This is a genomic window from Microbacterium sp. KKR3/1 (assembly GCF_021272365.1).
GTDB classification, from domain to species: domain Bacteria; phylum Actinomycetota; class Actinomycetes; order Actinomycetales; family Microbacteriaceae; genus Microbacterium; species Microbacterium aurugineum.
Genome location: NZ_JAJSDW010000001.1, coordinates 611,696 through 634,523, shown reverse-complemented (window position 1 = coordinate 634,523; position 22,828 = coordinate 611,696). Strand labels below are relative to the sequence as shown.

The following is a 22,828-nucleotide window of genomic DNA, read 5'->3' as shown; positions in this document are numbered from 1 at the left end:
GACATGGCTTTGGAACCCCTCTTCCTCCGTCTCGATCGGATCGCGGGCGGCCGCCACGCTGGCGTCGCCATCAGCGAGGTCGACCGCACCCACCCCCGGACGGTGCGCGCCTTCGCGTGGATCCTCTGGCTTCTCGTCGTCGAGCTCGTGATCGGTGTCGGGGCGGTCGTCGTGGCGCTGGTGCTCGCGGTCGACGGAGAGCCCGTTTCATTCGCGGTGTGGATGCGGACGCTCGTGGTCCTCGCGATGACCGTCACGCTGTTCTACTTCGCGTGGCGAGCGCGGCGCGGGTGGCGCTGGGCGTATCAGCGCCTGCGTCTGTTCGCGCAGATCTTCCCGATCATCACGCTCGTGATGGCCGCCATCCCCGGCCTGTATCCGCTGTGGATGGTCTCCGAGCAGATTATCTTCAGCCTCATCATGATCGGTATCGCCGACTTCCTGACGAGCGACCACATGCGTCGTGCGTTCGCCGCACCTCCCTCCGACGACGAATAGCACGCACGGGGCCGCGACGCCACTCCCTATCGCCGGCCGTGACGAGGCGGCATCCTCGTCTGAGGCGAGAGGGTCGAGGAGGGAGAGCGGATGGCGAGACTGAACCGCGTGGTTCCGGGGGAGGACCCCGGGTTCCGCAGGCGGCGATCCGGATCAGGGTTTCGGTATGCGGGTCCCGGGGGAGAGACCGCCCCGGAAGCTGATCGGCAACGCATCGACGATCTGGTGATTCCGCCGGCCTGGCGCGACGTCTGGATCGCTGCGGATCCGTTGGCGCACATCCAAGCGGTCGGGGTCGACGAGGCGGGCCGCAAACAGTACCTCTACCACCCGCTGTGGCGCGTCAGCCGCGACCGCAAGAAGTTCGTCCGCGCTCTCGAACTCGCCGCTGCGCTTCCCGGTGCCAGAGCACGCGTGACACGGGCTCTCCGCGAGGATGGACAGACGAAGGAGCGCGCGCTGGCGATCGCCTTCCGCCTGCTCGACGATGCGGCACTCCGGATCGGCTCGGAGCGGTACCTGGTGCGTCACGGCAGCCGTGGTCTCACGACCCTGCGGCGTCGTGACGTGCGCGTGTCCGGGAGCGAGGTGGCGTTGTCGTTCCCCGCCAAGAGCGGGCGCACCGCATCGATAGAGATCACCGATGAGGCGCTCGCGGACGCCCTGACCGATTTCGCCGCGGGGAAGTCCGGAGCCTTCCTGCTGGCCTATCGGCGCGGCCGCCGCCGTGTGCGCATCAGCCCGGCCGAAGTGAACGCGTATCTGCGCGAGGTCACCGGCTCCTCCTTCTCGGCGAAGGACTTCCGGACTCTGCACGGGACGATCATCGCCGCCGACGCCCTGGCCCGGATCGGCGAACTCGATCGTCGCAGCGAGCGCAAGCAGGCCGAGCGGCTCGCAGTGCAGGCCGCGGCGACCGCACTCGGCAACACCACCGCCGTCGCACGCGGCAGCTACATCGATCCGAGAGTGTTCACGCAGTATGCGCGGGGGCGCACCCTCGACATCTCCGTGTCGCCCGAGACGGCCATCCGCCGACTGCTGGGCGGACCGGCGACGTCGCGGAAGAGGACGCGGCGATCCGGATGACAGGATGGATACATGGATACAGCCAACCTCACCCGCGAGGAGACCGCAGCGCGATCCGCAGCGGTCACCGTGCACCGCATTCGCGTCGAGCTCGACCTGACCGGCGCCCCCGAGCGGGCTCGCACCGGGTTCCCGACGGTGACGACGCTCGAATTCGACGCGTCCACCGAGGCGACCTGGCTCGACTTCATCGGTGAGGCAGTCACCCGCGTCGTCCTGAACGGTGTCGAGCAGGAGGTCGTGTACGACGGCGCACGGATCTCCCTCGTCGGGCTCGGCACGTCCAACGTCGTCCGGGTCGAAGCGGTCGGCGCCTACAGCCGTTCGGGCGAAGGACTGCACCGTTTCCACGATCCCGCCGACGACGAGACGTATCTGTACACGCAATACGAGCCCGCCGACTCGCGCCGGGTCATGGCGTGCTTCGAGCAGCCGGATATGAAGGCGTCCTACACCTTCGTGGTCGACGCGCCGTCCGGGTGGGAGGTGCTCTCGAACCAGTCACCGACGCACACGGACCTCGGCGTCGGTGTGCAGCGCGTCGAGTTCGCCCCGACTCTCCCGATCTCGAGCTACATCACCTCGGTCGCCGCCGGCCCCTACACCCGGGTGGACGGCGAGTGGAAGCGCGGCGAGGAACACGTCGCCCTCGGAGTCTTCGCCCGCCGCTCCCTGGCCCCGTATCTGGAATCCGAGGAGATCCTCGAGGTGACCCGGCAGGGGCTGGACTTCTTCGCGGATGCGTTCGCCTACCCGTATCCCTGGGGCAAGTACGACCAGATCTTCGTCCCCGAGTACAACCTCGGAGCGATGGAGAACCCGGGGCTCGTCACCTTCACCGAGGCATACCTGTCCCGAGGGGCAGCCACCGAGGCGCAGCGAGCCGCGCGTGCCAACACGATCCTCCACGAGATGGCCCACATGTGGTTCGGCGACCTCGTGACCATGACCTGGTGGGACGATCTGTGGCTCAAGGAGTCCTTCGCCGACTACATGGGCGCACACGCGTCCGCCGTCGCGACGCGTTTCCATGACGCGTGGGTCAAGTTCGCCGCGAGTCGGAAGGCGTGGGCCTACCAGCAGGATCAGTTGCCGACGACGCACCCGATCGTCGCGGACATCACCGATCTCGAAGCCGCGAAGCTCAACTTCGACGGCATCACCTATGCCAAGGGCGCTGCGGTGCTGAAGCAGCTCGTCGCGTTCGTCGGGGACGAGGCGTTCTTCGAGGGCGCCCGTCGCTACTTCGCGGCGAACGCCTTCGGGAACACGACTCTGGACGACTTCCTCGTGCAACTCAGTGCCGTGTCCGGACGTGACATGAGCGACTGGTCGGCGTCGTGGTTGCAGACCTCCGGCGTGTCGACGATCCGGCTGGAGACCGACGACGACGGGCGCCGTTTCCTCGTGCAGACGGATCCGCGCCCGCACCGGCTCCGCATCGGGCTCTACGGGCGCGAGGACGGCCGCATCGTCCGGAAGGACCAGCAGGAACTCGATCTGCTCGGTGAACGGACCGAGGTGGAGCTCGCTGACGCCGATCTGGTGCTGCTCAACGACGACGATCTCACCTATGCGAAGGCGCGACTGGACGGGGCCTCGCTGCGCACCGTCGAGGAGTCCCTCTCGTCGATCGAAGACCCGCTGGCCCGCGCGCTGGTGTGGTCGTCGCTGTGGAACGCCACCCGCGACGGCGAGCTCAGCGCGACACGCTACCTCGAGATCGTGCGCACGCATGCTCCGGCGGAGTCGAACAGCGGACTCCTGTCCGGCGTCCTCGCCAATGCGGTCCACACGATCCGGCACTACGTCGCACCCGCCCGGCGCGACGACGAGCAGCGCACCTGGACCGACGCCGTGTGGAATGCGCTTCAGGCCGCGGACGCGGGGAGCGATGCGCAGCTCTCGTGGGCGCGGGCTCTGGCGACGGCCTCCGCGTTCGACGATGTGCACAGCGAACGGGTGCGCGCCCTGCTCGACGGGGACGTTCCCGAGGGTCTCGTCGTCGATCCTGACCTGCGCTGGCAGCTCCTCACGGCACTCGTCGCGACGGGGCATGCCGACCTCGCAGACATCGCGGCCGAGGAGGAACGCGACGACACGGGGAGTGGACGCACGGCGGCGCGGCGCGCACGTGCCTCGCGCCCGGAAACCGCCGTGCGACGCGGCGCGTGGGAGTCGGCGTGGAATGACGAATCGCTCAGCAACGACCACTTGGATGCCGAGATCGACGGCTTCCGCGCCGGGGGACGCCGAGACCTCATCGCGAGCTTCGATGAGGAGTATTTCCGCCGTATCGGTGCCGCATGGAGCGGACGCAGCATCGAGATCGCTCGAAGGCTGGTCCTCGGGTTCTTCCCTGCGAGCGACACCCTCGGCCCCGTCGACACCTGGCTTGCGGACAACGAGGCCGCGCCGGCCGCACTTCGTCGCCTGGTCGTCGAGCAGCGCGATCACCTGCAACGCGACCTCCGGGTACGCGCCGCACAGGACGCGTCCGCCGAGGGCTAAGCCGGGGCGACCTGCATACCCATGACCGTACGTACGATCCACGGGTGGGCGCGGTCGTCGTCGATGTGCGTCATGCCGAGGTTCTCGGCGACCCCGCGCGACGCGGTGTTGGCGGGGTGGATGATCGCCGTCAGCAGGGTGGGGGCGAGTTCGCGGGCGACGAGTTCGACGCATGCCCTCGCGGCTTCCGTCGCGTAGCCTCGGCGCTGACTCGCGCGACGGACGTGATAGCCGACCTCCAGCACCGGAGCGTCGTTCGCGGACTGCCAGGTCAGACCGCAGTCCCCGATGAACTCACCGTCGTGCGTCTCGATCACCCATAGCCCGTGCCCGTGTTCCCGGTAGCGCTCCTGCATCCGCGCGATCCATTCGGCGCTCTCCGCGCGCGTCTTCACGGCCGGATAGAAGGCCATGACCTCCGGATCGCCGAGCATCTCGGCGATCTGATCGAGGTCGTCTTCCCTCATCTCGCGGAAGCGCAGGCGGGCGGTCGGCGAGGGGAGGAGTCGGCGTGCTGCGCCGGTCACAGGTCGAGAGTGTCGCCGGGCTCCAGCACGAAGAACTCGCCGCCGCCCTGCTCGGTCGCCCATTGCAGGCGCTGCCTGTGCATGTTCTTGCCGATGACCGACAGCGTCATGTCGTGGGTGCCGAAGGCGCGGCGTGGCGCGACCGCGAGCACGTAGTCCATCGCTTCGCCGATCTTCAGCCAGGGCGCACCGAGCGGCGCGGCGAGAGTGCCCACCGCGATGCCGTCGGGGACGGCGTAGGAGTCGCCGGGGTAGTAGAGCTCGTCGTTGACGAGGACGCCGACGTTTTCCACGGTGGGGAGAGATGAGTGGATGACCTCGTGCGTGCCGCCGAAGAAACGCAGAGTGAAACCGCCGACCTCGACGGTGTCACCGGGGGAGACCACGGTGATGTCGTAGCCCTCTGCCGCGCGCGCGACGCCGGCGGGCGCGAAGATCGGGGTACCGGGCGCCGAGCGCAGCAGACGGTCGAAGTGCTCAGGGGTCCAGTGGTCGGGATGCTCGTGCGTGATCACGATCCCGACGAGATCACTGAGATCGTTCACGGGTGCCGTGAAGGAGCCCGGATCGATCAGGAGGGTCCGGTCGTTGGCATCGAGACGGAGAGCAGCATGTTCGAACTTGGTGACGCGCATGAGATGAGTCAACTCCTTCGTCTGCTCCACGGCAAACGGATTCCGCGCGCCACGCCCGGGGGGCACGAGGAGGCGGCCTCGATTTTGCGGACGGAGAAACGCCGTGGCATACTTGAACGGTTGTCGCGCGACGGAAACGTTTCGCCAGACGGCCCCATCGTATAGCGGCCTAGTACGCTGCCCTCTCACGGCGGTAACGCGGGTTCGAATCCCGCTGGGGTCACACAACACGAGAAAGCCTCCGGTTCGCCGGAGGCTTTCTTGCTTTTCAGAGGCCGTCATTCCGCCGGGGCCGAGCGAAGCGCCATCGTGCGGAAGGTCCTGTTGCTCAACGGCAGGATCATCAGCGCCATCATCGCGCCGCCGAACACGGTGAAGGGCACCCACAGGCTCGTGAGTGAGGCGAGCGCGCCGAAACCCGCCATCGCCAACGGCATCAGGCAGTCGTCTCCCAACCGGGTCAGGGACCCCATCCGGCCGAGATAGGCGGTGTCGACGGTGGCTGAGAAAGTCGCGCTCAGTAAGACCGAGGCGTATCCGGCTGTCGTTCCGATCACGAAGGCGGCCGTCGCCACGGTCCACGCCGGCCCGAACCCGAGCGCGACGATCCCAGCCCCTTGGACCACCAGGGCCCAGAAGCCACCGCGCGCTTCGTGGCGGGGTCGCCACTTCGCGACCGAGACGGCCCCGATCGCCGCGCCGAGACCGAGGAGGGCTTCGAAGAGGCCGACCGCTTGCGCGCCCCAGCCCTCGGCGTGTGCGCGCAACGCGAGGCCGATCCCGACAGCGGGCCCCACGGCGAGGTTCAGACCCGACAGCGCGATCACGAGGGTGCGCGTGGTCGGATTCGCGGAAAGGTGCGCGAATCCTCGCGCGATGCCGCGCAGCGCCGACTCCTTCTCGGCCCGGGCGAGTCGGAACCGCGGTCGCAACCAGATCGCGATGAAGGCGGCGACGAGCGCGAACGTCAGCGCATTCAGTGAAGCACTGCCGACGAGGCCGGCGTGCGCCACGATGATCCCGCCGATCGCCGCGCCACCCATGGTGCCGAGTCGTGACGCGGTCTGCGCGGCCGCCCCGTACGACGGTAGATCCGTCGGTCGGACCAGCTGTCGCGCGATGGTGCCCGCCGACGGCTCGTAGAACGCGTCGCACACCCCGAACGCGATCGCGGCGAACAGCAGGATCGCCACGGAAGGGGGCGTTGTGAGGACCCACACGGCCACGGCGACGAGCACGCCCACGCGGAGGATGGTGAAGAAGAGCATGATCCGCCGCGCATCGGTACGGTCGGCGATCACGCCGCCGAACAGCAGGATCGCCGCCCGGGGGATGGTCCCGGCTGCGACGATCAGGCCGGCGACGGCCGGCGACGCGATCTGCACGGCTGTCCAGGCGAGTGCGATCGTCCAGAGTGCATCCCCCGCGTCGGAGAGGGCCTTGACGCCGATCCATGCGTGCACGCGGTGATCGCGTCGAAACTCCGGGGGAGTGAGGAGCACCGTCGGCTCGCTGAGGGTGGCCATCACGGCACCGTCGGGAAGGCGTGGGCGAACACGAAGATGGGCGTGCGTGACTGGTCGTCCGCGAGATCGATGCCGTCCTGCCACTCGCGGATCGTCGCCAGGAGTCGAGCGGAAAGATCTCGCAACTCATCGGGAGAAGCCCAGGTCGTGGTCTCGGTGTTGGAGCCGTCGTACCCGACGTAGGCAGGATCGTGTCGGTGCCTGTGCCACTGCTGGAGTCGCTCGATCTGCATCCGGATGCCCTGGCGTTGCGCCTCTCGGGCGAGAAGGGCGTCGGAGGGGGAGTCCGCGTAGTCGTCGGTCGACCAGGTCAACCCTCTCCGTGCGACAGCCCACCAGCTGGTCCGCTTGTCACCGTCCGGGTCGGGAACGCGCTCGACGACCCCCGCTCGCTCGAGCATGCGCAGGTGGTGGCTGATGCTGCCGACCTGGCTCTCGAGTGCGCGGGCAAGCGTCGTCACCTGAGACGTTCCGTACAGGAGGAGGTAGTCGTAGATGCGGCGGCGCAGCGGATGGTGCACGGCGGTGATCACGGAGATGTCTTCCACGGGAGAAGACGCTAATCCCGCCCGTGCAGACGCACAAGCCTTCTTGTATACCCCGGAAAATCAAGCTTCTTCGGCGTCCGTATGGCCCCCGGTTGACGCGTCCGCGGCGCGACGGGCCCGGCGTGACCGGCGGACCAGCCACACGACCAGGATGACGACTCCGGCGATCGCCAGCCACGGGAGGATGAATCCGACCGCGATCACGAGTGCATTCAGCGAGACCACGAGGCCGTTCCATCCGGCGAGGAGGCCGTCGCTGAATCCCGCGGGGTCAGCAGTGGTGGGAGAGTTCTCCCGTGTCAGCTGCACCTGCAGGGATGACATCGCCACCTGGTCCTGCAGTGCCTCGAGCTGCTGCTCGTACGACTCGAGCTGTGCTTGCCGATCGGTCAGCGCGACTTCCGCCTCGATCAACTCGGAGACGCTGCCCGACTGCGACATCAACTCAGTGAGACGATCGACCGATGCTCTGGTCGAGTCGATCCGCGCCTGCAGATCGATGGAGATCGAGGTCACATCCTGCTTCGACGTCGATGAGGAGAGGACGTCCCCGACGTCGCCGAGCGCGGCGATCACCTCCGGCAGGTCATCGGACGGCACTCGGATGCTGATCCACCCGTACGCGGAGTCGGCCGGCGCCGGCTCGGAGGTACCGTCCATCGCGGCCGCCTTGCCGATCTCCGTGCTCTCCACGTATCCGCCGTTGTCGGCGGCGAGTGCGGCGATGGTCGTCGCGGCTCCGGGAATGCTCGGCACCTGAACCGTGGCCTGTGCGGTGGCGATGATCTCCCGATCGCTGTCGACAGCGCCATCGACGGCACCTTCGACGGCGCCGCCCGCATCAGTGGTCCCTTCGGCGAGCATCTCCGGAACGCTCTCCGCCATGCGGTCGGGCGAGGAGGACGAAGCGTCGGTGGCAGCTTCCCCCGACATGCTCCACCCGCCCGCGGTGACCGAAGTGGAGCCTCCGACCGCGCCGAGGATCGGGGGAGTCACGAGCACGCCGATGACGAAGGCTGCGGCGATGCCGCCGCCTGTCAGCCAGCGCCGTCGTCGCGTGCGTGCGCGGGCCGCAGCCAGGTTCACCGGCGCACGCTCGGCGGCGATCTCGGCGAACACCGACTCCTCGATGCGGGCGATGGTCTCGTCCGACACGACCGGCAACTCGCCGTGGGGGTTCTGATCGTTCATGCGTCTCTCGCTTCCTGGACGGTACCGCGCAGTCGGGTGCGCACTCGGGAGAGACGGTTTCGGACGACGGCGTGGGTGATGCCCAACTCTTCGGCGGCCGCGTGGTAGGCGTAGCCCTCGGACGCGCAGAGTCGGAAGATCTCCCGGTCGAGCTCGTTCAGGGTGCCCACCTCGGCGGCGATCCGTGCGGCGAGCTCAGCCGTGATGACCTGCTCCTCCACACTGATCGTGTCCGGCAACAGCGTCGCATCCACGGCTTCGGCGGTGTGTGCCTGATCACGTCGCTGCTGGCGGAGCCGGTTCGCGGCCTGGAATCGGCAGATCGTCGCCAACCACGGCAGGATCGATTCGCCCTGGAGGTCGAGGGCGGGGAGCTTCCGCCAGGCGACGACGAACGTCTCCTGCGTGACATCCTCCGCATCCGCGGCCGATGCGAGTATCCCTCGGGCGATCCAGTAGACCGGCCGGACATGCGCGCGGTACAGCTCGCGGAAGGCGCTCTCGTCGCCTGCCGCGGCCTGGGCCGCCCATTTCTGATCACTCGTCTGCACGGGCATCCTGATTCCGTTCGGTGTCTCTCACCCGGGAAGTGTCGACGGAGTCCTCATCGTCTCAGATCCTGTTCCTTCGATGTCCGCCGCGTGGGCGGTTCCCCACGCTCCCAGCACTCCGGTAGCATTGCCCGAGCGAGAGGGAGTATCCCGGATCCGCGCGTAACGTCATCACGAGCACCGTCATCGTTGCTCCGGGCGCGCGACGCACCACTGTGCGGGGGAGAGACTTTCGAGTCATTCCCGACCCTTCGCGAAAGGTGCAGTGCGCCGTTGGAAATCCCTGTCTGGTTCGAGATCACGTCGATGGTCGTCCTCACGATCATCCTGATCGCCGATCTGCTGCTCATCCGGCTGCGGCCGCACATCCCTTCCACGAAGGAGTCCACCCTCTGGGTGGTGTTCTACGTCGGCCTCGCGCTCCTCTTCGCTGTGCTCCTCGGCAACGTCGGCGGCTGGCAGAATGCGGGTGACTTCATCACCGGCTGGGCACTGGAATACAGCCTGTCGATCGACAACCTGTTCGTGTTCGTGCTGATCATGGCCCAGTTCGCGGTGCCGCGACGTCTCCAGCAGCAGGTGCTGATGGTCGGCATCATCATCGCCCTCATCCTGCGTGGCCTGTTCATCCTCGCGGGCGTCGCGATCGTCGAGAACTTCTCGCCGATCTTCTACCTCTTCGGAGCGTTCCTCATCTGGACGGCGATCCGTCAGGCCATGCCGGACGGAGACCACGAGGGTGAGGTGCAGCGCGAGAACTTCGTCGTCCGTCTGCTGCGGCGTCGGATCGACATCAGCGAGACGTACGACGGGTCCAAGATCCGCACCACGGTGGACGGCAAGCGCATGTGGACCCCGATGATCATCGTCTTCATCACCATCGGAGTGACGGACCTGATCTTCGCGATCGACTCCATCCCCGCGATCTTCGAGATCACCACCAACGGATTCCTCGTCTTCGCGGCCAACATCTTCGCGCTCATGGGTCTTCGTCAGCTCTACTTCCTGCTCGGCGACCTGCTCGACCGTCTCCGCTACCTGCACTACGGCATCGCCGTCATCCTGGGCTTCATCGGTGTCAAGCTGATCCTCCACGCCCTGCACGTCAACGAGCTGCCGTTCATCAACGGCGGCGAGCACGTCGAATGGGTGCCCGACATCAGCAACATGGTGTCGCTCGGGGTGATCCTGGCGTCGATGACCATCGCGACGGTCGCGAGCCTGATCGCCTCCTCGCGGGAGAAGCGAGCGGCGAGGGTCGCGACGCCGGCGGAGTGAGCTCCCTCAGCGTCGGTGACGTCTCACTCGTCTGACCACAGAACCTCGGCTTCGAGCGTGAGGTCGATGATCTGACGGAGCAGTGCCCCGACCGTGGCGGACTGCAAGAGGGCGTATCTGTCGTACTCGCCGAGAGGTGCGATCGCCGCGAGCTGCCATGCCGCGGCGATCGGATCGTCCGAGAGCTCCGTGCCGGAATCCCACGGGGCCTCGGGCGCGCGCGCGAGGGTGCGCCGCACGATGGCCTCGGCTTCCGTGCGCATCGGGGTGAGCTGGTCGTTCCAGTCGAGCTCCGGCAGCGGCGTGACCTCGGCTCGGGGGTACGGCTCGTCAGCCAGCCACTCGTCGACCGAGAACCGCTCGGTGCCGACGGCGACGGCGACCAGCGCGTCAGCGCCGGTGGAGATGCTGACCAGACTCGCCGTCGTCCCGATGCGACGGCGCTGGTCGCCCCCACCGACCTCCTGGCCGCGTTCGATGAGAACGACACCGAATCGCGGGTCGTCCTCGTCCAGAAGCCGCCCGATCAAGGTGAGATAGCGCGGCTCGAACACGCGGAGCGGAAGCGGGGTGTACGGGAACAGCACCGAGCCGAGCGGGAACATCGGGAGGGTGGTCATGGCACCAGTCAACACCGAGAGACGTACAGTGAACAGATGCGCAGACCTCGCCCCGAAATCCCCGCCGCCGGTCAGGAGTCCGTCTGGGACTACCCGAGGCCGCCGCGCGTCGAGTCCGTCGGCGAGCGCGTCACCATCCGCCTTGCGGGGAACCTGATCGCTGACACCCGCGATGCCATGCGTGTGCTGGAGACGAGCCACCCTCCGGCGTATTACCTTCCGATGGCCGACTTCGTCCCCGGCGCACTGGTCGAGACCTCGGGCTCGTCGTTCTGCGAGTTCAAGGGGGCCGCTCGCTACTTCGACGTGCGCAGCGGAGACACCCTGCGCCAGGGGGCGGCGTGGAACTACCCGCATCCCTCTCCGGGCTTCGAGATGCTGGCCGATCGGGTCGCCGTCTACGCCGCACCGATGGACGAGTGCACGGTCGGCGGCGAGGTCGTGGTGCCGCAACCCGGCGGGTTCTACGGCGGGTGGGTCACCTCGTCCGTCGTCGGCCCCTTCAAAGGCGGGCCGGGCTCGCTGGGCTGGTGACGGTCGCCTGACGGCCGGTCAGAACGCGTGCAGGTTCGCCTGCAGGCCCCCGTGCGCGTACTCCCGGCGGAGGCTGCCGCGACGGCGCAGGATCGGCACGAGCTCGTCGAGCGTGCGATGCAGCGTGACCGGATGGAAGTCTCCCCACAGCAGCACGCCATCGTTGCCCCATTCGCCGAGCTCTTCGATCAGGTCGGCGAACTCGTCCGCGGTTCCGACGAAGCCCGTTCGATCGCTGATCCGTCCGGTCCGGGCGAGCGCCGTCAGGTGCGCGCGCAAGGGGGCGTCCTCTCCACGGTCGCCGATCAGACGCTGAATGCTGCCGCGCGAGACGTGGGAGCCGAAGAGCGAGGGAGGCAGGGGTTCGTCGAGATCGAGGGAGGTCAGATCGGTCTCGAGATCGCTGGACTGCTTGCGGGCGATCTGCAGGAGTGCTCCGTGGTCGGGGTGCGCGGAGGCCGCCACGACGCGATCCGCCTCTTCGCGCGACGGCGTGATCACGGGTTGGATGGCGAACAGGACCTTGACGTCCTCGGGGCGTCGTCCTTCGGCGACGGCAGCCGCGTGCACCCTGGAGCGGTAGTCGCGCACCGACTTCTCGTTCAGCGGTGCGAGGGCGAGTTGCACATCGGAGTTCGCGCCCGCGAACCCGAGCCCGCGACCGGAACCTCCGGGGGAGACGATCGCAGGGTCGCCGTCGGTGAAGGGGAGGGCGTTGAGCGGGCCGTCGAAGGCGAAGTGCTCCCCACGGTGCTCGACAGCGCGTAGTCGCGAGCCGTCTGCGAACACGTCGGTCGCGCGATCGGCGATGAGGGCGCCGTCCTCCCAGCTGTGCCACAGGGCACGGATCCCGGCGAGCCATTCCTCGGCGCGGTCGTACGCCTCGTCGTGGCCGAGTTGCGGGGCGTCGGAGAAGTGACGCGCGCTGCCGGTGTCGGTGACCACGTTGAGTCCCAGCCGATGTCCGCTCGCGTGCTGCAGGGTCGCGAACTGGCGCGCCGCTGTATAGGGGAGGTACGCAGCGGGGTTCACGGTCGGCACCACACCGAGATGCCTCGTCGCATGGAAGAGGTAGGGGGCCAACAGCAGCGGATCGTGCTTCGGCCCGCCGAACGCGTGGCGCACGCGCAGGTCGATCGTCGAGGGCGAACCCAGCGACGGCGCGTCCTCGATGATGACCAGGTCGAACCCCGCCTGCTCGAGCGTCCGTGCCGCCTCCTGATAGACCTCGGGACGCGTCCAGTCGTATTCCCAGTCGAGGGACGGGTACCCCCAGCCCTGCGGCCCGAAGCCGCGGGCGAGGAACCAGCCGAAGTGCTGAAGGCGGCTCATGCCACCGTCTCCCGCACGCCCTCGAGCACCTGTGCCAGATCGGAGAGGAGGTCGTCGAGGTCCTCGATGCCCACCGAGAGCCGGAGCGTGCCCGGACGCACGCCGAGCCCCTCGCGCTCCTGCTCGGTGCGCTGAGCATGGCTCGTCGTCCCGGGGTGCAGGACCAGCGAACGCACATCGCCGAGGTGGGTCATGTGCGTGAACACCTGCACCTGCTCGACGAATCGACGTGCTGCCGGGAGGCCGCCCCGCAGCGTGAACGTGAAGACCGAACCGAATCCGCCTTCCAGGTACCGGTTCGCGGTCGCGTGGTCAGGGTGCGACGGCAGGCCGACGTAGTCGACGCTTTCCACCTCCGGATGCGCTTCCAGCCAGCGGGCGATCTGCAGCGCGTTGCGGGACTGCCGCTCCACGCGCAGTCCGAGCGTCTCCACGCCCTGGCCGATCAGGAACGCATTGAACGGGGAGGGCGAGGCACCGAATCGCGGAGCCACCGACTCGCGGGCATAGGCGATGCGAGCACGGCCTCCGTGGCGCGCGAAGACGCTGGGAGCATCGCCGCGGCCGGGGAGCACGAGATGGGGCGCGTTGTGGCCTGCGCCTTCGGCGTCGAAGCGTCCGTCGTCGACGATCACGCCACCCAGCACGGAACCATGTCCGGCGAGGAACTTCGACGCCGAGTGGACCACGATCGCGGAGCCGTGTTCCAGAGGGCGCAGAATCGCCGGTGTCGCGAGGGTGTTGTCGACGATCAGCGGGATCGCGAACTCTTCCCCGACGGCGCTGACGGCGCGGATGTCGAGCACGTCGTTGCGGGCGTTCGCGATCGATTCGGCGAACAGCGCGCGGGTGTTCGGGCGGATCGCGCTCCGCCAGGCATCCGGGTCAGCGATGTCGTCGATGAACGTCGTCTCGATGTCGAGCCGCGCGAGGTTGTCGAGGAGCAGGCCCCGGGTGCCCTCGTAGATGTGCGTGGACGACACGATGTGGTCGCCGGCGGCCGCGACGGTGAGCAGGGCTGTGGCGACCGCCGCCTGGCCGCTGGCGACGAGCACGGCGTCCGCGCCCGACTCCAGCGCGGCGAGCTGGCGTTCCACGGCGCGGACGGTCGGGTTCCCGGTGCGGGTGTAGCCGAAGCCCGCTCCGGTGCGGAAGTGGTCGGCCGCGTGATCGAAGTCGTCGAACTCGAAGCCCGCCGTCAGGTAGATCGGTGTCGCGCGGGATGCGGCGGTCTCCCGGTCGCGCGCCGCATGGACCGCGCGGGTGGCGAAGCGGGGGCGTGCGACGGTCATGCGGTCACTCTCGGTCGTTCGGTGCTCAACAGAGTGTCATGTCGGATCGGAGCACGGCCGAGCGGTGGTAATCTGACGTCATGCGGACCGTGCTCCTTCTTCTTATGGGCCGCGACGAGACCTCGATCTAGAGCCCCTCCTCGTCGCGGAGTCCATCGTGGGCCGAACCGTCAGCCACAGGAGACACGCAATGACCACCCCCGCACACAGTGCTGATCCGTCACGCCGCAGGACACTCGCTGAGAAGGTCTGGGACGACCACTTGGTCGTCAAAGGCGACAACGGCGAGCCCGACCTGATCTACATCGACCTGCACCTCGTGCACGAGGTGACGAGCCCCCAGGCCTTCGACGGGCTTCGCACCGAAGGACGACCGCTGCGCCGGCTCGACCTCACGATCGCGACCGAGGACCACAACACGCCGACCTGGGAGATCGACAAGCCGATCGCCGACCTCACCAGCCGCACGCAGATCGAGACCCTGCGACGTAACGCGGCGGAGTTCGGTGTGCGTCTGCATTCGCTCGGTGACGCGGAGCAGGGCATCGTGCACGTCGTCGGGCCGCAGCTCGGTCTGACCATGCCGGGGATCACGGTGGTCTGCGGAGATTCGCACACCTCGACTCACGGGGCGTTCGGCGCGATGGCGTTCGGCATCGGCACGAGCGAGGTCGAGCACGTCATGGCCACGCAGACGCTTCCGCTCAAGCCGTTCAAGACGATGGCGATCAACGTGGACGGGACACTGCGTCCCGGGGTCACGGCGAAGGACATCATCCTTGCGGTGATCGCGAAGATCGGCACGGGCGGCGGACAGGGCTACGTGCTCGAGTACCGCGGCAGCGCGATCCGCGCCCTTTCGATGGAGGGGCGCATGACGATCTGCAACATGTCGATCGAGGCCGGTGCGCGCGCAGGCATGGTCGCTCCCGACGAGACGACCTTCGCGTACCTCGAGGGGCGCCCGCACGCGCCCAAGGGCCAGGATTGGGAGGACGCGGTCGCCTACTGGCGCACGCTGCCGACCGACGAGGGCGCGACGTTCGACGCAGAGGTGTTCATCGACGCTGACGAGCTCGAACCGTTCGTGACCTGGGGGACCAATCCCGGTCAGGGAAGCTCGCTGTCCGCCTCCGTGCCGGACCCGGCGCAGATCGTCGATCCCAACGAACGTGCCGCAGCGGAGCGTGCGCTGGAGTACATGGACCTGACCCCCGGCACGCCGCTCAAGGAAGTGCCGGTGGATGCGGTCTTCATGGGGTCGTGCACGAACAGTCGCATCGAGGACCTGCGCGCCTTCGCCTCGGTCATCGAAGGCAAGAAGAAGGCCGACGGCGTCCGCGTCATGGTGGTCCCCGGATCCGCGCGGGTGCGCCTGGAGGCCGAGGCGGAGGGCTTGGACAAGGTCATCAAGGACTTCGGAGCGGAGTGGCGCTTCGCCGGCTGCTCGATGTGCTTGGGCATGAACCCCGACCAGCTCGCGCCGGGGGAGCGCTGCGCCTCCACGTCCAACCGCAACTTCGAGGGCCGTCAGGGCAAGGGAGGGCGCACACATCTCGTGTCGCCGCTCGTCGCCGCCGCCACCGCGATCCGTGGCACGCTGTCCAGCCCGAGCGATCTGACCGAAGGGTTCTGAATCATGGAGAAGTTCACCACTCACACCGGCATCGCGGCGCCGTTGAAGCGCTCGAACGTGGACACCGACCAGATCATCCCCGCCGTCTTCCTCAAGCGGGTCACGAAGACCGGCTTCGAGGATGCGCTGTTCCACGGATGGCGCCAGGACCCGGAGTTCGTCCTCAACCAGCCTGCGTTCCAGGGGGCGTCCGTGCTTCTCGCCGGACCCGACTTCGGCACCGGCTCCAGCCGTGAGCACGCGGTCTGGGCCCTGCGCGACTTCGGCTTCAAGGTCGTGCTCAGCCCTCGTTTCGCCGACATCTTCCGCGGTAATTCCGGCAAGCAGGGCCTCCTCGCGGCGACCATCTCCGAAGAGGATCTCGAGCGTTTCTGGGCCGAGATCGACCGGAATCCCGGGGTGTCGATGACCGTCGACCTCGAGGCGCGGACTGCGTCCATCGGCGACGTCCAGGCCGACATCGGGATCGACGATTACACTAGATGGCGGCTCCTCGAAGGGCTCGATGACATCGGGCTCACGCTGCGCAACGAAGACAAGATCGCGCAGTTCGAGGCCCGTCGCGAGTCGTGGCGGCCACGGACCCTTCCCGTTCAGTAGACGGTGGGGGCGGGGGAGCCAGGGGCAACCCGCCCCCGAAATCCGTAAATGAAGTGAGGCTCCGAATGACGACACCTGTGCGCGACGCTCTTCCGGACGGAGTCCCTGCACTCACCGGAGACGTCCTCGCCATTCGAGGCGGACGTCCGCTCCGCGGCCGTGTCGACGTCAAGGGCGCGAAGAACCTGGCAACGAAGGCCATGGTCGCGTCCCTCCTCGGCGAGACCGTCAGCACGCTGCGAGACGTCCCCGCCATCAGCGATGTCGCCGTCGTGCGTTCGCTGCTCGAGGTGCACGGTGTCCGTGTATCCGAGGGCGACGAGCCCGGCTCGCTCGTGTTCGACCCGAGCGACGTGGAGTCCGCACACTTCGAGGAGATCGACGCGCACGCGGGGGCCTCCCGTATCCCGATCCTGTTCTGCGGCCCGTTGCTGCACCGTCTCGGACAGGCGTTCATCCCCGACCTCGGCGGGTGCCGCATCGGCGACCGCCCCATCGACTTCCACCTGGACGCACTGCGCAAGTTCGGCGCGATCGTCGAGAAGCTCCCCAGCGGCATCCGCCTCTCGACCGGGGGAACACGTCTGCACGGCGCCAACATCCACCTCCCGTACCCGAGCGTCGGTGCGACCGAGCAGGTTCTCCTCACGGCCGTCCGCGCCGAGGGCGTCACGGAGCTGCGCAACGCAGCCATCGAGCCCGAGATCATGGACCTGATCGCCGTGCTGCAGAAGATGGGCGCGATCATCTCCTACGAGCCGAACCGCGTCATCGTGATCGAGGGCGTCGAGAAGCTCCGCGGCTACGACCACCGGTCGATCTTCGACCGCAACGAGGCGGCATCCTGGGCCTCCGCGGCGCTGGCCACCGACGGCGAGATCTTCGTCGGCGGCGCCAAGCAGCAGGAGATGCTGACGTTCCTCAACGTCTTCCGCAAGGCGGGCGGCTGGTTCGACATCCAGGAAGACGGCATCCTGTTCCGTCGCGACGGCGAGATCAAGCCCGTCGTGATCGAGACCGATGTGCACCCCGGCTTCATGACCGACTGGCAGCAGCCGCTGGTCGTCGCGCTCACTCAGGCACACGGCCGCTCCGTCGTGCATGAGACCGTGTACGAGAACCGGATGGGCTTCACCGATGCGCTGGTCAAGATGGGCGCCGACATCGTCGTCCACCCCCGGGGCCTCCAGGACGGCCCGCGTCGGGTCCCGCGTCGCGACCTCGAGCAGGCCGCCGTCGTCACCGGCCCCACGCCGCTGCACGGCGCTGACATCGTGGTCCCCGACCTTCGCGGCGGCTACAGCCACGTCATCGCGGCGCTGACCGCCACCGGGGAGTCGAAGGTGTCCGGCGTCGACATCCTCAGCCGCGGCTACGAGAAGTTCCTCGCCAAGCTCGACGCGCTCGGCGCCGACTTCGACGTCATCCGGTGACCGAAGTGGCGTCCCGATCATCGGAGACGAAGCGCCCGAGCATCTTCTGGCCGCTCGCGGCGCTGGTGATCCCTCCGGTCTCCCTGATCGCGAAGATCCGTGTCCGCGGCGCCGAGAAGCTGCCGCGTGAGGGTTCCTTCGTCCTGGCCCCGAACCACTACTCGGAGTTCGATCCGCTCATCGTCGCCGTCGCCGTCTGGCGTGCCGGTCGTGCGCCGCGTTTCATGGCCAAGGAAAGCCTCTTCAGCGTGCCGGTGCTCGGCTGGTTCCTGCGCCGCACCGGGATGATCCCGGTCGCTCGTACGTCCTCGGCCGCGTCCGCTCGACAGACGATGAAGCAGTCGGAAGAGCTCGTCGAGCACGGTCGCGGTGTGATCGTGTACCCCGAGGGCACGCTCACACGTGATCCCGAGCTGTGGCCGATGCGCGGAAAGTCGGGCGCGGTGCGTCTGGCACTCGCCGACGGCATCCCGCTGATCCCGATGGCTCAGTGGGGGACCCAGGCGATCATGGGGCGTTATCAGAAGGGTCTCAGCCTCTGGCCGCTGCGCAAGCCGGTCCGCGTGCTCATCGGAGATCCGGTCGATGTCGCGGATCTGCGTGAACGTGCGGGCGAGCCTGCTGCCCTCAACGAGGCCACTGATCGACTCATGAACGCCATCACTGCTCTGCTCGAGGAGCTTCGAGACGAGAAGGCCCCGGCGGAGCGATGGAACCCCGCGAACCACGGCCAGAAGGAGACCGGGCGCCTTGACTCCTAAGAGAACCGTTCCGAGCGGACCGCGCGTCACGGTGATCGGCGCCGGCAGCTGGGGGACGACCTTCGGCAAGATCCTCGCCGACGGCGGCGCATACGTCACGATGTGGGCCCGGCGTGCAGAACTCGCGCAGGAGATCAACGAGGCCAAGCGCAATTCACGTTACCTCCCGGGCATCAACCTCCCGCGGACGATGGCGGCCACCCACGAACTCGCGACATCGCTCGACGGCGTGGAACAGGTGTATCTGTCGGTGCCGAGCCAGTCGCTCCGCGAGAACCTGAAGGCGCTGCGCCCGTTGCTCGCCGACAGCGACACCAAGGTCATCAGCCTCATGAAGGGCGTCGAACGCGGCACGGGTCTGCGCATGAGCCAGGTGATCCAGCAGGAACTCCGCTGCGATCCCGACCGCATCGCCGTGGCATCGGGGCCGAACCTCGCACTGGAGATCGCGCGTGAGCAGCCCACCGCAGCCGTGATCTCCTCCCGCAGTCAAGAGACTGCCGATGTCGTCGCGCGCGCGGCTCGCAATCAGTATTTCCGCACCTTCGTGAACACCGACGTGATCGGCACGGAGTTCGGCGGCGTCCTCAAGAACCTGATCGCGGTCGCCATCGGCATCGTCGACGGCGTCGGGTACGGGGAGAACACGAAGGCATCGATCATCACGCGCGGACTCGTCGAGATGACGGACTTCGCGGTGGCCAACGGTGCACATCCGGAGACACTCCAGGGCCTCGCCGGTCTCGGCGACCTGATCGCCACGTGCCAGTCGCCGCTGAGCAGGAACAACACGGCGGGACGCCTGCTCGGCCAGGGGTACAGCTTCCAGGACGTCGTGAAGCAGATGCAGCAGACCGCGGAAGGTCTCGCCTCCGTCGCTCCGATCCTGCAGCTCGCGCGCGAAGCCGAGGTCGACATGCCCATCGTCGAGCAGGTGAAGATGGTGCTCGACGGCAAGATGGATCCGCGGGACATCGCACCCCACCTGACGACGGACGACGACACCCCGCAGGGTGAGAGGACCAACCATGGACAAGCAGACGGTGGTGGTGCTCTTCGGCGGGCGCTCCAGCGAGCATTCGATCAGTTCCGCAACGGCGGGGGGCGTGCTGGGAGCGATTGATCGCGACCGGTATGCCGTGATCCCGGTGGGCATCACCCGCGAGGGTGCATTCGTGCTGGAAGACGACGATCCCGCGAAGTTCCCGCTGGATGCGGCGCATCTCCCGGAGGTCGTCGACAACGGCACTCGTGTGCTGTGGCCTGAGCCGGGCGGTGACCGCACACTGCGCGTCGTGCAGGCGGACGGCTCGGTCGAAGGCTTCGGCGAGATCGATGTGGTGCTGCCCATCCTGCATGGACCGCACGGCGAAGACGGCACGATCCAGGGCTACTTCGATACCCTCGAGGTCCCGTATGCGGGCGGCGGCGTGCTCGACTCCGCGCTCTGCATGGACAAGCACTTCATGAAGATCGCCCTCCAGGCCGCGGGCATCGCCGTTGCTCCGTGGGTGACCGTGCGCCGCCGGGATTGGGACGGCGACGCCGCGGACGTGCGCCGCCGTGCCGCCGCGCTCGGCCTGCCGCTGTTCGTGAAGCCGGCGCGCGCCGGTTCGAGCGTGGGGGTGTCGAAGGTCGACACCGCGGACGAGCTCGACGCCGCGCTGGCCGTGGCCTTCGCGGAAGACGACAAGGTGCTGATCGAGACCGGCGTGAGCGGTCGCGAGATCGAAGTCGCCGTCCTCGAGGGCGCCGACGGGGTCCGGGCGTCTCTGCCGGGCGAGATCGTGCTGACGTCCCGTGGCTTCTACGACTTCGAGGGCAAGTACCTCGGCGGCGACGGCGTCGATGTCGTGTGCCCGGCGGAGCTGACCGATGCCGAGACCGCAGCGATCCAGCAGGCGGGTATCCGCGCGTTCGACGCGGTGGACGGACGGGGACTCGCCCGGGTCGACATGTTCCTGACCTCGACGGGCGAGTTGGTCGTCAACGAGCTGAACACGATGCCCGGCTTCACGCCGATCTCGATGTTCCCGAAATGCTGGGTCGCCTCGGGGCTGAGCTACGGCGAACTGATCACCGAGCTGGTCGAAGCGGGCCTGCGCCGCTGAGCATCGAGTTCCCCGTGGCGATCAGCTCGCGGGGAACTCGACCCGATCGGTGCACTTCGCCGTGGCCGGGGCGAGCCCGGACTGGATGCTCTGCGAGATCGAGTCCACGATCGACTGGAAGTCGATCTGCTCGCCGCGCCGGATGTTCAGCTCGACCGCGGGATCCCGGCCGTAGGTGACGAGGCGCTGACGTTCCTCCTCCTGCTCGAGGACCAGCCAATCGACGCCCCCCAGCGTGGTGCACACGAGGGCGGAGGGAGCCGGCGGCTCGACGCCGCAGCGCAGCGCGACCGCGGTGGGCTCACCCCACGCGCCGGTGGCCTGGGCATCCGTCCACACGCGGTCGAGACCGGCGACGTTGTCGGGCAGCAGGACCGACACCGAGGCGCATGCGGGATTGTTCGCATCGTCGGCCGGTTCGAGGTGCACGGTCGTCGCGCAACCGGAGAGGGCGGCGGAGAGGGTCACCGCGCCTGCGAGGGCAGCGAGGCGACGGGAACGAGGCATGCTTCCAGGCTACCGTTGACAGCATGCCCTCCCGACCCGACGCCGACGATCCACGCCTCGGCGATGTCTCCGAAGGACGCATCCTCCATGCGATCCTGAGCCGAACGTCTTCCGCCTCGCACGCCCTCATCGGCCCGGGGGACGACGCCGCGGTCGTCGCGACCCCCTCGGGCAGTGTGGTCGCGACGACCGACACCCTGGTGCACGGACCCGACTTCCGCCTTGCCTGGTCGAGCGGGTACGACCTCGGCTGGAAGGCCGCGGCGGTGAATCTGGCGGATGTCGCTGCGATGGGCGCACGTCCGACGGCACTCCTCGTCGCGTTGGCCGTGCCCGCCGATCTCCGACTCTCCTTCGTGGAAAGGCTCGCAGACGGCTTCCGGGACGCCTGTGACGCCCTCGCGCCCGGTTGCGCGGTCGTCGGAGGGGATCTGACGGTGTCGGATGTGCTGACGGTCGCTGTGACGGCGCTCGGAGATCTCGAAGGCAGGGCGCCGGTGACCCGCAGCGGGGCGCGTCCTGGCGACGTCGTCGCGGTGGCGGGAGAACTCGGTCACGCCGCTCACGGACTGGCGGTGCTGTTCGGACGCTTTCGTGACGGAGACGTGCCGGTGGCGGTCGACCCGGCGATGCTCGCCGCAGGGGAGAGCGCGGCGGTGGCCGCGCAATTGCGCCCCTCTCCGCCGATCGGACTCGGTGCGGTCGCAGCAGCGGCCGGCGCCAACGCGATGATGGATGTGTCGGACGGGCTCGCCCTCGACGCCCGACGGATGGCTGCGGCCTCCGAGGTCACCATCGCGCTCGACCGCGAGACGCTCGGTGATGACCCCGAGCGTGCGATCGCCGGTGGCGAGGACCATGCGCTGCTCGCGACTTTCTCCGCGGGTGCGCTTCCGCCGGGCTTCCGTGCGATCGGACGGGTGCTTCCGCGCGGCGAGGAGGACCTGCTGTGCGACGGTTCGCCGGTCGAGGTCAGCGGGTGGGACCCCTATCGCGACTGGGACTCGGTCTCGGGCTGAGCGTCGGACGTCTTCGGCTCGTCGTCCGCCCGGGGCTCGGCCCACCAGAGGGCGGTGTCGCCGTAGGTCTTCTCCCGGAACAGGTCGAGGCCGGCGGCGGGAAAGTCCGGTGGCGTGGATCGGCGTGCACGTTCGACCACGACGACTGCATCGGGGGACAGGAGCGGCGCGAGTGCGATGAGATCCGCTGTCATCGCGGCATCGTCGAGGTCGTACGGCGGATCGCTGAAGACCAGATCGAAGGGGCCGGTCGCCCGCTGCAGGAATGTGCGGACCGCGCCCTCGTGCACATGGCCCGGCGCCATGCCGCCGGCCTTCGCCACGGCCGCGGCGTTGCGGCGCACGATCGCCGCAGCCTGCCGTCCGCGTTCCACGAACTCCGCGGACGCCGCGCCCCGGCTCAGCGATTCGAGGCCAAGAGCGCCGGATCCTGCATACAGGTCGAGGACCCGGGCTCCGTCGATGGCACTCAGTGACTCGAGTGCGCCGAAGAGCGACTCACGCACACGGTCGCTGGTGGGGCGCGTTCCCGCACCGGGTACGTCGAGTCGAGTGCCCCTGGCTCTGCCCGCGATGATCCTCGTCACCCGTTCACGATACGACAGCAGCGGTGCGGCCGGTGTCGGTCG

Annotated in this window: 23 protein-coding genes and 1 tRNA gene; 13 read left to right on the top strand and 11 right to left on the bottom strand. The window is 68.2% G+C overall.

Translation table 11 applies throughout. The features are described from left to right. Nucleotides 1-3 precede the first annotated feature (3 nt). The 3 genes from LVJ59_RS03125 (at nucleotide 4) to pepN (ending at nucleotide 4,098) form a co-directional block, all read left to right on the top strand. Nucleotides 4-498, top strand: a complete 495-nt coding sequence (locus tag LVJ59_RS03125) for a hypothetical protein (RefSeq protein WP_232761958.1) — start codon at nucleotides 4-6, stop codon at nucleotides 496-498. Nucleotides 499-588: 90 nt separating this feature from the next. Further along, nucleotides 589-1,587 carry a DNA topoisomerase IB gene (locus LVJ59_RS03120; protein WP_153243981.1) on the top strand — a complete coding sequence of 333 codons (999 nt, stop codon included), beginning with the start codon at nucleotides 589-591 and terminating at the stop codon, nucleotides 1,585-1,587. A gap of 12 nt (nucleotides 1,588-1,599) precedes the next feature. Further along, the gene (pepN, locus tag LVJ59_RS03115; RefSeq protein ID WP_232761957.1) at nucleotides 1,600-4,098 is read left to right on the top strand and encodes an aminopeptidase N; all 2,499 of its coding nucleotides are present in this window, start codon (nucleotides 1,600-1,602) and stop codon (nucleotides 4,096-4,098) included. Here the strand turns inward: pepN and LVJ59_RS03110 are convergent. Together LVJ59_RS03110 and LVJ59_RS03105 are read right to left on the bottom strand one after the other, a co-directional pair. Then, entirely contained in the window at nucleotides 4,095-4,625 is a 531-nt protein-coding gene (locus LVJ59_RS03110; protein WP_227991616.1) for a GNAT family N-acetyltransferase, read from the bottom strand. The two genes, pepN and LVJ59_RS03110, sit on opposite strands and share 4 nt — an antisense overlap. Next, complete coding sequence (locus tag LVJ59_RS03105; RefSeq protein ID WP_232761956.1) at nucleotides 4,622-5,260, bottom strand: MBL fold metallo-hydrolase; 639 nt, start codon at nucleotides 5,258-5,260, stop codon at nucleotides 4,622-4,624. Before LVJ59_RS03105 ends, LVJ59_RS03110 begins: the two co-directional genes overlap by 4 nt. A gap of 150 nt (nucleotides 5,261-5,410) precedes the next feature. Here LVJ59_RS03105 and LVJ59_RS03100 point away from each other — a divergent pair. After that, a tRNA-Glu gene (locus LVJ59_RS03100) sits at nucleotides 5,411-5,483 on the top strand. Nucleotides 5,484-5,538: 55 nt separating this feature from the next. Here LVJ59_RS03100 and LVJ59_RS03095 read toward each other — a convergent pair. From LVJ59_RS03095 to LVJ59_RS03080, 4 genes are read right to left on the bottom strand one after another with little or no spacing between them, the layout of a single operon-like run. Beyond that, nucleotides 5,539-6,786, bottom strand: coding sequence for an MFS transporter (locus LVJ59_RS03095; protein WP_232761955.1), 1,248 nt, complete (start codon nucleotides 6,784-6,786; stop codon nucleotides 5,539-5,541). Next, nucleotides 6,786-7,334 carry a helix-turn-helix domain-containing protein gene (locus tag LVJ59_RS03090; RefSeq protein ID WP_047523937.1) on the bottom strand — a complete coding sequence of 183 codons (549 nt, stop codon included), beginning with the start codon at nucleotides 7,332-7,334 and terminating at the stop codon, nucleotides 6,786-6,788. Before LVJ59_RS03090 ends, LVJ59_RS03095 begins: the two co-directional genes overlap by 1 nt. Nucleotides 7,335-7,394: 60 nt before the next feature. Beyond that, nucleotides 7,395-8,525, bottom strand: a complete 1,131-nt coding sequence (locus tag LVJ59_RS03085; protein ID WP_232761954.1) for a DUF4349 domain-containing protein — start codon at nucleotides 8,523-8,525, stop codon at nucleotides 7,395-7,397. Beyond that, the gene (locus LVJ59_RS03080) at nucleotides 8,522-9,082 is read right to left on the bottom strand and encodes an RNA polymerase sigma factor (protein WP_047523939.1); all 561 of its coding nucleotides are present in this window, start codon (nucleotides 9,080-9,082) and stop codon (nucleotides 8,522-8,524) included. The genes LVJ59_RS03085 and LVJ59_RS03080 overlap by 4 nt, the downstream gene beginning before the upstream one ends. 267 nt (nucleotides 9,083-9,349) lie before the next feature. On the opposite strand from LVJ59_RS03080, the gene LVJ59_RS03075 reads away from it, so the two are divergent. Continuing rightward, entirely contained in the window at nucleotides 9,350-10,354 is a 1,005-nt protein-coding gene (locus LVJ59_RS03075) for a TerC/Alx family metal homeostasis membrane protein (protein ID WP_232761953.1), read from the top strand. Between the two features lie 23 nt (nucleotides 10,355-10,377). On the opposite strand, the gene LVJ59_RS03070 is transcribed toward LVJ59_RS03075, so the two are convergent. Next, the gene (locus LVJ59_RS03070; RefSeq protein WP_232761952.1) at nucleotides 10,378-10,974 is read right to left on the bottom strand and encodes an LON peptidase substrate-binding domain-containing protein; all 597 of its coding nucleotides are present in this window, start codon (nucleotides 10,972-10,974) and stop codon (nucleotides 10,378-10,380) included. Nucleotides 10,975-11,010: 36 nt separating this feature from the next. Between LVJ59_RS03070 and LVJ59_RS03065 the strand changes: the two genes are divergently transcribed. Continuing rightward, entirely contained in the window at nucleotides 11,011-11,508 is a 498-nt protein-coding gene (locus LVJ59_RS03065; RefSeq protein WP_232761951.1) for a DUF427 domain-containing protein, read from the top strand. An 18-nt stretch (nucleotides 11,509-11,526) separates the two neighbouring features. Here LVJ59_RS03065 and LVJ59_RS03060 read toward each other — a convergent pair whose 3' ends face one another. After that, on the bottom strand, nucleotides 11,527-12,840 hold the full coding sequence (locus tag LVJ59_RS03060) for an LLM class flavin-dependent oxidoreductase (RefSeq protein WP_232761950.1): 1,314 nt from the start codon (nucleotides 12,838-12,840) through the stop codon (nucleotides 11,527-11,529). Beyond that, nucleotides 12,837-14,132 (bottom strand): O-acetylhomoserine aminocarboxypropyltransferase/cysteine synthase family protein, encoded by a 1,296-nt coding sequence (locus tag LVJ59_RS03055; protein WP_232761949.1) that lies wholly within the window; start codon nucleotides 14,130-14,132, stop codon nucleotides 12,837-12,839. The genes LVJ59_RS03060 and LVJ59_RS03055 overlap by 4 nt, the downstream gene beginning before the upstream one ends. 190 nt (nucleotides 14,133-14,322) lie before the next feature. Here LVJ59_RS03055 and leuC point away from each other — a divergent pair, with 190 nt between their 5' ends. The 6 genes from leuC to LVJ59_RS03025 all read left to right on the top strand — a co-directional run bounded on the left by leuC (nucleotide 14,323) and on the right by LVJ59_RS03025 (nucleotide 20,673). Then, on the top strand, nucleotides 14,323-15,768 hold the full coding sequence (leuC, locus tag LVJ59_RS03050) for a 3-isopropylmalate dehydratase large subunit (protein WP_047523945.1): 1,446 nt from the start codon (nucleotides 14,323-14,325) through the stop codon (nucleotides 15,766-15,768). Between the two features lie 3 nt (nucleotides 15,769-15,771). Continuing rightward, nucleotides 15,772-16,368 carry a 3-isopropylmalate dehydratase small subunit gene (gene leuD, locus LVJ59_RS03045; RefSeq protein ID WP_047523946.1) on the top strand — a complete coding sequence of 199 codons (597 nt, stop codon included), beginning with the start codon at nucleotides 15,772-15,774 and terminating at the stop codon, nucleotides 16,366-16,368. A gap of 65 nt (nucleotides 16,369-16,433) precedes the next feature. Beyond that, nucleotides 16,434-17,801, top strand: a complete 1,368-nt coding sequence (gene murA, locus LVJ59_RS03040; RefSeq protein ID WP_131490919.1) for a UDP-N-acetylglucosamine 1-carboxyvinyltransferase — start codon at nucleotides 16,434-16,436, stop codon at nucleotides 17,799-17,801. Beyond that, the gene (locus LVJ59_RS03035) at nucleotides 17,798-18,562 is read left to right on the top strand and encodes a 1-acyl-sn-glycerol-3-phosphate acyltransferase (protein WP_232761948.1); all 765 of its coding nucleotides are present in this window, start codon (nucleotides 17,798-17,800) and stop codon (nucleotides 18,560-18,562) included. The genes murA and LVJ59_RS03035 overlap by 4 nt, the downstream gene beginning before the upstream one ends. Further along, complete coding sequence (locus LVJ59_RS03030; RefSeq protein WP_232761947.1) at nucleotides 18,552-19,685, top strand: NAD(P)H-dependent glycerol-3-phosphate dehydrogenase; 1,134 nt, start codon at nucleotides 18,552-18,554, stop codon at nucleotides 19,683-19,685. The genes LVJ59_RS03035 and LVJ59_RS03030 overlap by 11 nt, the downstream gene beginning before the upstream one ends. Continuing rightward, entirely contained in the window at nucleotides 19,591-20,673 is a 1,083-nt protein-coding gene (locus LVJ59_RS03025; RefSeq protein ID WP_232761946.1) for a D-alanine--D-alanine ligase family protein, read from the top strand. Before LVJ59_RS03030 ends, LVJ59_RS03025 begins: the two co-directional genes overlap by 95 nt. Before the next feature lie 21 nt (nucleotides 20,674-20,694). Here LVJ59_RS03025 and LVJ59_RS03020 read toward each other — a convergent pair whose 3' ends face one another. Beyond that, on the bottom strand, nucleotides 20,695-21,180 hold the full coding sequence (locus LVJ59_RS03020; RefSeq protein WP_134353636.1) for a DUF3515 family protein: 486 nt from the start codon (nucleotides 21,178-21,180) through the stop codon (nucleotides 20,695-20,697). 23 nt (nucleotides 21,181-21,203) lie between these two features. On the opposite strand from LVJ59_RS03020, the gene thiL reads away from it, so the two are divergent. Next, the gene (thiL, locus tag LVJ59_RS03015; protein ID WP_232761945.1) at nucleotides 21,204-22,199 is read left to right on the top strand and encodes a thiamine-phosphate kinase; all 996 of its coding nucleotides are present in this window, start codon (nucleotides 21,204-21,206) and stop codon (nucleotides 22,197-22,199) included. Here the strand turns inward: thiL and rsmD are convergent. Then, nucleotides 22,169-22,786 (bottom strand): 16S rRNA (guanine(966)-N(2))-methyltransferase RsmD, encoded by a 618-nt coding sequence (rsmD, locus tag LVJ59_RS03010; protein ID WP_232761944.1) that lies wholly within the window; start codon nucleotides 22,784-22,786, stop codon nucleotides 22,169-22,171. The two genes, thiL and rsmD, sit on opposite strands and share 31 nt — an antisense overlap. Nucleotides 22,787-22,828: the final 42 nt, after the last annotated feature.